This is a genomic window from Stenotrophomonas sp. GW821-FHT09E08 (assembly GCF_059416125.1).
This window is the reverse complement of record NZ_JBWKOO010000012.1, coordinates 136,568-144,088: the sequence shown is the minus strand read 5'-3', so window position 1 is coordinate 144,088 and position 7,521 is coordinate 136,568. Positions and strand designations below refer to the sequence as shown.

Genomic DNA, 7,521 nt, shown 5'->3' with positions numbered 1-7,521 from the left:
ATGCGGCGAAGGGTCGCCAGGCAGGATCAGAAGGTTGCGGCTCTTTTAGAACCGTCCGTGATATCGGGGTAGAACCCGGGGTATCAGGCTCAGCTCTCGATCCGGCAGGCCTAAGGAACGACGGGTGCCGCACAGGACAATTTCCTGTCGCGCCCATCAGCTATCGGAGATATTCAATTCGTGCCAGAAGCTCTCGAAGAGCGAGCTCGAGGCCATTATCTTCGGCAGCGTAAGGTGACACAAAGAGCGGAATCCTCACCCACAGGCGCTCTTGCCCGGCATGCACGTAGGCGCCGTGATCATCAAGCAGAAGCGCGTCACCAAGCCTCGGCGAAACAAAGCGAAGGTCCTTAGTCGCCCCGTGCCAGTCGATGTAAGGGGTTGCCCGAAACCAAGTTGGCGCAGCTCCCTCCTGTACCAGCGTCTCTGCAATGGAGTAGAAGCGATCTCTAGGGACGGTCGTAAGCACTACTAGCTGATCAAATAGAGTCTTCGCTTCGGCAAGGAATTGATAGAGGCCTGGACGCGGGAATTGGCTGATGGCGTTTGAGATGAGCGTCCCTTCGAGATCAAGCGCCAATATGGTGGGCTTCATTTTTTCTCTTCTTTTGAGTTCTTACGCCTTCGCAGCTCCGGGGGACTGTCCGTGAGCTGCGATAGCAGTTACGTGTCACTGATGTGGAGTTTTGGAGGTGCGGGCAGTGTGGAGAGTGGCACTTCAAACGCCTTGCACTTCGCGCTGGTAGCTAGTAGTAGCGGCACAGCAAGCTTTCGAGCGCGAGCATCCCGCTGGGCAAAGGTGCTTCGAGGGAAGCAATGCGCTAACCGATGACCTGGACTGCCCAAGCTCGGATGAAGGCCTCCTGCTCTGGCGTCTCAATAGCACCGGGTCGTGCCACGCGCACTTTGGACATCGCGTCTTCAGCACCGGTCGCAGCGCCGCTTTGCAATAGCAGCATGGATGCCACCGTGCCTGCCCGGCCGAGCCCGCCTTTGCAGTGCACAACGATCTTTGCGCCTTCCAGAAGCTCACCTGAGAACATCGGCCCAAGAGCAGCCCAAGGGTCAAGGAGGCGCCTGTCCGGCGCCGCCCCATCTTTGATCGGCAGACCGTGCCAAGCTAGACCATAGTGCGAAGCACGCTCCGGCAGTGATGGGATACGCAGCTCATGAAACTCCGAAGGCTCGATCAAGGTGACTAGGCGCCGAGCACCCCACTTTCGCATCGCAGAGAGATCAAGGTCCAGATCCCTGGCCCAAGCACCGGTCATCGCGGTCTCTTGATACTTACCGGGCGCAAAGGTGACGCCAACTGCACCTCCCTGCCTTCCGATCGAGATAGCGCAAATGCGCAGTGGATCAGTATGACTTGTCTTCAAAGTAGCTCTCCAGGCTTGCCATCTCTGTACAACGAACGGCGACGCCGAAGCTTCGGCGCATGCGATAACCAAGAACGAAAATGGCTAGCCCCCCCTAGCTGCTTTGCTGCGCGCGCAGCTTTAGCCTCGAGTCCGAGAGAAATTTCTGCATTGAAGTCCGGGAATAGAGCGCTGGCGTTGGGATTTCACAGCTGAGCTGGTTGCAGAGTGATTTTGCGAACGCCAGCTGTGCCTTGGTCGGAGGCTTTAGATCCCAGTCGGTCAGGTCCGGAATGATCTTCGCAACCTCTTCAGCAAGGCGAATCTGGAAGCCTCGCCTGTCCCCTCGTTCCTGGATGCGGGAGAGCTGGCAAGCGATCTGCGAACGCCGGTCTTGAGGCAAGGGAATTTCAATGGTGAGGTCTAGGTCGGTGCAAACGAGGTACAGATCCATGCAGGGGGGCCAAGTGATACATATATGTAGACTACATATATGGGCGTGGCGTTAAAAGTGTCTGCCTCCTACTTTTCGCGGGATGGACAAAGACACAGTCGTCGACGCCCTGGCTCGTGTGATTCGCTCAAGGCGTGTTGCTCTTGGCTACAGTCAGGATTCGTTCGCCGATCACATCGGAATGCATAGGTCGTACTACGCAGCGCTGGAGCGCGGGCAACGCAACATGACCTTAGCTACGCTGCAGCGCGTTGGTCGAGGCTTGGACTCGACTCTCGCGCAATTGTTCCAGGACGCCGGGGTCTAGCACAGCTATCGAATTGATTTTCAAGGAAATTTGACGATGTAACAGCTTGCTGCACATGCGACATAACAGCCACAACCACCCCTCGGGCGACCCGGAGCCCTCCGGCGCCGACACCCGCATCACCGACGAACTGCAGCAGGCGCTGGCACTGGTGGATGTGCGGCTGCTGGACCACTTCGTGGTGGGTGAGGGCCGTCCCGTTTCGTTTGCTGAACGAGGCCTGCTGTCACCGCCCCAGCCCCGCCTGTTCGGCTGAGCGCCCGCCCTGCGTGGGCAGCCGGACGGCGCCATCGGCAGGTTCCGGTCAGCGTGGCCGCTGGTATCTGCGCTAAAATGGGCGATTCCGCCGCTCATTCTCACAGCAGGCCTCGTGAAAAATCTCCTCCGCGCCCTGATCAGCCAAGGCATCGAAGCCTTGCGCGCCAATGGCACCCTGCCCGCCGACTCCCTGCCGCCGGACTTCGTGGTCGAGCGCCCGAAGACCCGCGACCACGGCGACTTCGCAACCAACGCCGCAATGCTGCTGGCCAAGGCCGCGCGCAGCAATCCGCGCGCACTGGCACAGGCGCTGGTCGAGGCGCTGCCGCGCAGCGAGGACGTCAGCAAGGTCGAGATCGCTGGCCCCGGCTTCATCAATTTCTATCTGGCCCCGGCCGCGTACCAGCGTGAAGCCGCGTCGGTCATCAAGGAAGGTCACGACTACGGCCGCAACCTGTCCGGTAATGGCCGCACGGTGGGCGTGGAATACGTGTCGGCCAACCCGACCGGCCCGTTGCATGTCGGCCACGGCCGCGCCGCGGCGATCGGCGACTGCGTGGCGCGCGTGCTCGACGCCAACGGCTGGAACGCCAAGCGCGAGTTCTACTACAACGACGCCGGCGTGCAGATCGAGAACCTGGCGCTGTCCACCCAGGCGCGAATCAAGGGCATCGCGCCGGACCAGGACGGCTGGCCGGAAGGCGGCTACCGCGGTGAATACATCGCCGACGTCGCCCGCGCCTACATGGCCGGCGCCAGCGTCGATCTGGAAGGCAGCACCGTGGTCGGCGCCAAGGACCCGGACGACATGCAGGCGATCCGTCGCTTCGCCGTGGCCTACCTGCGCAACGAGCAGAACCTGGACCTGGCTGCATTCGGCGTCGACTTCGACATCTACTTCCTGGAAAGCTCGCTGTACGCCGATGGCAAGGTCGCCGAAGCGGTCGCCAAGCTGCAGGCCTCGGGCCACACCTACGAGGAAGGCGGCGCGCTGTGGCTGCGCAGCACCGACTTCGGTGACGACAAGGACCGCGTGATGCGCAAGTCCGACGGCACCTTCACCTACTTCGTGCCGGACGTGGCCTACCACCTGTCCAAGTGGCAGCGCGGCTACGAGCGCGCGATCACCGAGCTGGGAGCCGACCACCATGGTTCACTGGCACGCGTGCGCGCCGGCCTGCAGGCCATGGAAGTGGGCATCCCGCAGGGCTGGCCGGAATACGTGCTGCACCAGATGGTCACCGTCATGCGCGGCGGCGAGGAAGTGAAGCTGTCCAAGCGTGCCGGCAGCTACTTCACCCTGCGCGACCTGATCGAAGAAGCCGGCCGCGATGCCACCCGTTGGTTCCTGATCGCGCGCAAGCCCGATTCGCAGCTGACCTTCGACATCGACCTGGCCCGCCAGCAGAGCAACGACAACCCGGTGTTCTACGTGCAATACGCGCACGCCCGCGTCTGCAGCCTGCTGCGCCAGGCGCAGGAGAAGGGCCTGGTGTACGAGCAGGGCAATGGCCTTGCCGACTTCGGCCGCCTGGCCGACGACGCGTCGCTGCTGCTGATGAACGAGATCTCGCGGTACCCGGAAGTGGTGGAGGCAGCCGGCGTGGCGCTGGAACCGCATCTGGTGGCGCAGTACCTGCGTGAATTGGCGCACGCGTTCCACACGTGGTATCACGGGACGCCGGTACTGGTGGAAGACGCTGCCGATCGCAACGCCAAGCTGACCCTGGCCTGCGCAGCGCGCCAGGTGCTGGCCAACGGCCTCGAACTCCTGGGCGTCAGCGCCCCGGAAAAAATGTAAGCATCAGGAGACGCAGTACACATGGCAGCACGACGCGGCAAAAACCAGGCACGACGCAACAGCAGCAGCCAGGGCACACCCGGATGGGTGTGGCTGGTCGCTGGCGTGGCGATCGCGGCCGTGGTGTTCCTGGCGGCGCCGAACCTGTTCAAGGGCGAAGGCGATGGCTTCCTGCGCGCCGGTCCGCAGCCGAACCCGAACGCGCAGCCAGCCCCGGTCGCTGATGCCGACAGCGATGTCGGCACCCAGCCGGCCGCGCAGCCAGCCACGCCGAAGCCGACAGAACCAGAAAAGCCGGCCGCCACCCAGTACGACTTCTACACTCTGCTGCCGGGCAAGGAAGTCGAGATGTCCGACGCCGAGCTGGCCGCCAGCGCGCGTGCCGAAGACCAGCGCCGGGCCAAGGCCGAAGCACAGCGTGCGCAGGCCGCTTTGGAAGGCAAGCCGGTTCCGCCGGCCACTGCCACTGCGCCGGCACCGACGGCAACTGCCAGCGTGGCGAGCACTGCACCGGTCACCGCCACCAGCCGTCCGCTGCCGGCACCGCTGAGCGAGCGTCCGGCAGTGGCAACGCCGGCGGCCAACACCACTGCGGCTTCGAACAACACGGCTGCGGCCACCGCGGCACCGCGTGCGGAAGCTGCACCGGCTGCGACCAGCACAGCTGCCACTGCCGCACCCGCTGCTGCCGACAACGCCCGCTACATCCTGCAGGCAGGCGCTTTCGGTGCCTCCGGCGATGCCGAGGCGACCAAGGCCAAGCTGGCGATGATGGGGTTGGCCGCGCGCGTGGAATCGGCACAGATCAACGGCAAGACCGTGTACCGCGTGCGCATGGGGCCGTATGGCAGTGCGGGCGAGCTGTCCGAAGCCAAGCAGAAGCTGGATGGCACCGGCCTGCAGGCGATGGCGATCAAGGCGCAGTAAGCCTGCCGATGTGAATGAAAAAGCCGGGCATTGCCCGGCTTTTTTTTGTCTGTGTAGAGTCGAGCATGGCTCGGCTCTACAAACGACCGTCAGCCTTCGCGAGCGACCTGGAAACCGGCGAAGGACTGGCTGACCGGCATCAGTTCCAGGCGGTTGATGTTGAGATGCGGCGGCAGCGTGGCCACCCAGAAGATCTGTTCGGCGATGTCTTCGGCAGTCATCGGGTTGGCGCCGGTATAGAGCTTGTCCGACGCAGCCTGGTCGCCATGGGTACGCACCACGGTGAACTCGGTTTCGGCCATGCCCGGCTCGATCGTGGTCACGCGCACGCCGGTGCCATGCAGATCCGAGCGCAGGCCCAGCGAGAACTGGCTGACGAAGGCCTTGGTGCCACCGTAAGCATTGCCGCCCGGGTAGGGATAGACGCCGGCCACCGAGGAAATGTTGATGATCGCACCCTTGCGCTCGACCAGCTGCGGCAGCAGCCGGTGGGTCAGGGTCACCAGCGCGGTGATGTTGGTGTCGATCATCGTGGTCCAGTCGGACAGCTTTGCGCTCTGCGCCGGCGCGGTGCCCTGTGCCAGCCCAGCGTTGTTGACCAGCAGGTCGATCTCACCGAAGGCCGGCGGCAGCGCTAGCAGCGCCGCTTCCATCGCCACCGGGTCGCGGATGTCGAAGACCGCGGCATGCACCACGTCCTTGCCATAGCGTTCGACCAACGGCTGCAGGCGTTCGCCGCGGCGGCCGGTGGCGATCACCTTCCAGCCCGCCTGGGCGAAGCGGTGGACGGCAGCGGCGCCGAAGCCGGAAGTGGCGCCGGTAATCAGGACAGTGCGGGTCATCAGGCAACTCCAGGGGGAAAACCAGACCCCCATTCTGGCACCGTCGACCGATCCCCGTGTTGCCGGATCGGTTAGAACCTGGAGCAGAACCCGGGTCAGATCCCTTTGCCTCCAGCAAAGGGATCTGACCCCACCTGCCGGGGTGACCGGTACAATTGGGCCATGATCAACAACGATGTCCTGCGCAGCGTGCGCTACTCCCTGGACCTGGGCGACCACCACGTGGTGACCCTGTGCCAGCTGGCCGACCCGGCCTTCGCGGTGGATACCGAGCAGGTGAAGGCCTGGCTGCGCCGCGATGACGAAGCCGGCTTCGAGGCGATGAATGACAGCGCGCTGGCCCACTTCCTCGATGGCCTGATCGTGCACCTGCGTGGTCGCGACGAGAGCCAGCCGCAACGCGCGGTGGAAACCCGCATCGACAACAACCTGGTGCTGAAGAAGCTGCGCGTAGCCTTCCAGCTGCGTGACGTGGACCTGTTGGAGATCTTCGCCAGCGCCGGTTTCAAAGTCTCCAAGTCGGAAATCGGTGCGCTGTTCCGCCAGCCCGGCCACACCAACTACCGGCGCTGCCTGGACCAGATGCTGCGCAACTTCCTCAAGGGCCTGAGCCTGCGCCTGCGCGGCTGAGCACGGCCGCGACGAACGCCCGTGCCGCCGGCGTCGGCAACCGCTGCCAGACCAGGTGCACGCGGCGGGTCGGGGTCGGCTGCAGCGGAATCTGGACCACCCCCTCGAACCCTTCGGCGATCAACGCCGGCACGATCCCGACCGCCAGCCCATGGCGGACGAAGCGCTCGACCAGTTCCATCAGGTTGACCTCGAAACGCACCGTGTGCGGCAGGCCTGCAGCGGCGAACGCATCATCGGTCTGCCGGCGCGCGCCGGTGCCGCGCGGGAAGTCGACCAGCGCTTCATCCTGCAGCGCGGCCAATGGCAGCCGCGTGTGCCCGGCCAACCGGTGCGACGGCGCCAGCACCGCCACCAGGTCTTCCTCCTGCAGCATCTTGTGGCAGACGCCATCCAGCCCCGCCGAGGGCGCCAACCCGACCAGGGCGACATCCAGTTCGCGCGACTGCACCTGCGCGATCAGGTCCTCGCTCTTGTCCACCCGCAGCTGGAATTCAACCTGCGGGTGTACCTGCTGGAAGGCCGCCAGCATCGCCACCACGTCGATGTCGGTCAGCGAAGAGATCTGCCCGATCGCCAACAACCCGCGTACTTCGCCGCTGACTGCGGCGACGTCGGCACGCAGGTGGCGCAGGCTGGCCAGCACCTGCCGCGCGTGAACCAGCAGCACTTCACCGGCGGCGGTGGCACGTACCTGGCGCGGCAGGCGTTCGAACAGTGGCGTGCCCAGCTCCTGTTCCAGATTGGCAATCTGATGGCTGAGCGCCGACTGCACCACATGGCAGCGCTCGGCGGCACGGGTGAAGTTGCCCTCCTCGGCCAGGGCGACGGCAAATTCAAGCTGCTTGAGATTCACACAACCATCTCATTTCCAGATGACAGGGATGATGATGATTCATTTCCATCATGACTGCAGCGGGCGGACACTGTGCACCCCGCATTCT

General features: G+C 64.1%; 9 protein-coding genes and 1 pseudogene. 5 read left to right on the top strand and 5 right to left on the bottom strand.

Annotated features, from left to right (window positions below):
* Positions 1–160 precede the first annotated feature (160 nt).
* From AC07M7_RS15510 to AC07M7_RS15500, 3 genes are all read right to left on the bottom strand, one after another.
* Positions 161–595, bottom strand: coding sequence for an NIF family HAD-type phosphatase (locus AC07M7_RS15510; protein WP_495207800.1), 435 nt, complete (start codon positions 593–595; stop codon positions 161–163).
* 226 nt (positions 596–821) lie between these two features.
* Entirely contained in the window at positions 822–1,271 is a 450-nt protein-coding gene (locus AC07M7_RS15505) for a cyclin-dependent kinase inhibitor 3 family protein (RefSeq protein WP_495207799.1), read from the bottom strand.
* A gap of 202 nt (positions 1,272–1,473) precedes the next feature.
* Positions 1,474–1,812, bottom strand: a complete 339-nt coding sequence (locus AC07M7_RS15500; protein WP_495207798.1) for a hypothetical protein — start codon at positions 1,810–1,812, stop codon at positions 1,474–1,476.
* An 82-nt stretch (positions 1,813–1,894) separates the two neighbouring features.
* Between AC07M7_RS15500 and AC07M7_RS15495 the strand changes: the two genes are divergently transcribed.
* The 4 genes and pseudogenes from AC07M7_RS15495 (at position 1,895) to AC07M7_RS15480 (ending at position 5,105) form a co-directional block, all read left to right on the top strand.
* Entirely contained in the window at positions 1,895–2,119 is a 225-nt protein-coding gene (locus AC07M7_RS15495; RefSeq protein WP_495207797.1) for a helix-turn-helix domain-containing protein, read from the top strand.
* 67 nt (positions 2,120–2,186) lie between these two features.
* Positions 2,187–2,375, top strand: a pseudogene (locus AC07M7_RS15490) (JAB domain-containing protein); the annotation flags it as partial.
* 114 nt (positions 2,376–2,489) lie between these two features.
* Positions 2,490–4,178, top strand: a complete 1,689-nt coding sequence (gene argS / locus AC07M7_RS15485; protein WP_495207796.1) for an arginine--tRNA ligase — start codon at positions 2,490–2,492, stop codon at positions 4,176–4,178.
* A gap of 21 nt (positions 4,179–4,199) precedes the next feature.
* On the top strand, positions 4,200–5,105 hold the full coding sequence (locus AC07M7_RS15480) for an SPOR domain-containing protein (RefSeq protein ID WP_482998552.1): 906 nt from the start codon (positions 4,200–4,202) through the stop codon (positions 5,103–5,105).
* An 89-nt stretch (positions 5,106–5,194) separates the two neighbouring features.
* Here AC07M7_RS15480 and AC07M7_RS15475 read toward each other — a convergent pair whose 3' ends face one another.
* The gene (locus AC07M7_RS15475) at positions 5,195–5,947 is read right to left on the bottom strand and encodes an SDR family NAD(P)-dependent oxidoreductase (protein ID WP_012509809.1); all 753 of its coding nucleotides are present in this window, start codon (positions 5,945–5,947) and stop codon (positions 5,195–5,197) included.
* A gap of 162 nt (positions 5,948–6,109) precedes the next feature.
* Here AC07M7_RS15475 and AC07M7_RS15470 point away from each other — a divergent pair, with 162 nt between their 5' ends.
* Entirely contained in the window at positions 6,110–6,577 is a 468-nt protein-coding gene (locus tag AC07M7_RS15470; RefSeq protein ID WP_337303098.1) for a YehS family protein, read from the top strand.
* On the opposite strand, the gene AC07M7_RS15465 is transcribed toward AC07M7_RS15470, so the two are convergent.
* Positions 6,546–7,433 carry a LysR family transcriptional regulator gene (locus AC07M7_RS15465; protein WP_253079047.1) on the bottom strand — a complete coding sequence of 296 codons (888 nt, stop codon included), beginning with the start codon at positions 7,431–7,433 and terminating at the stop codon, positions 6,546–6,548. The two genes, AC07M7_RS15470 and AC07M7_RS15465, sit on opposite strands and share 32 nt — an antisense overlap.
* Between the last annotated feature and the right edge of the window lie 88 nt (positions 7,434–7,521).

Excerpts from the sequence above, each read along its gene's own strand:
- AC07M7_RS15475 (WP_012509809.1), bottom strand. The coding sequence starts at position 5,947 with ATGACCCGCACTGTCCTGATTACCGGCGCCACTTCCGGCTTCGGCGCC.
- AC07M7_RS15500 (WP_495207798.1), bottom strand. The coding sequence starts at position 1,812 with ATGGATCTGTACCTCGTTTGCACCGACCTAGACCTCACCATTGAAATT.
- AC07M7_RS15480 (WP_482998552.1), top strand. The coding sequence starts at position 4,200 with ATGGCAGCACGACGCGGCAAAAACCAGGCACGACGCAACAGCAGCAGC.
- AC07M7_RS15470 (WP_337303098.1), top strand. The coding sequence starts at position 6,110 with ATGATCAACAACGATGTCCTGCGCAGCGTGCGCTACTCCCTGGACCTG.
- AC07M7_RS15510 (WP_495207800.1), bottom strand. The coding sequence starts at position 595 with ATGAAGCCCACCATATTGGCGCTTGATCTCGAAGGGACGCTCATCTCA.
- AC07M7_RS15505 (WP_495207799.1), bottom strand. The coding sequence starts at position 1,271 with ATGACCGGTGCTTGGGCCAGGGATCTGGACCTTGATCTCTCTGCGATG.
- AC07M7_RS15495 (WP_495207797.1), top strand. The coding sequence starts at position 1,895 with ATGGACAAAGACACAGTCGTCGACGCCCTGGCTCGTGTGATTCGCTCA.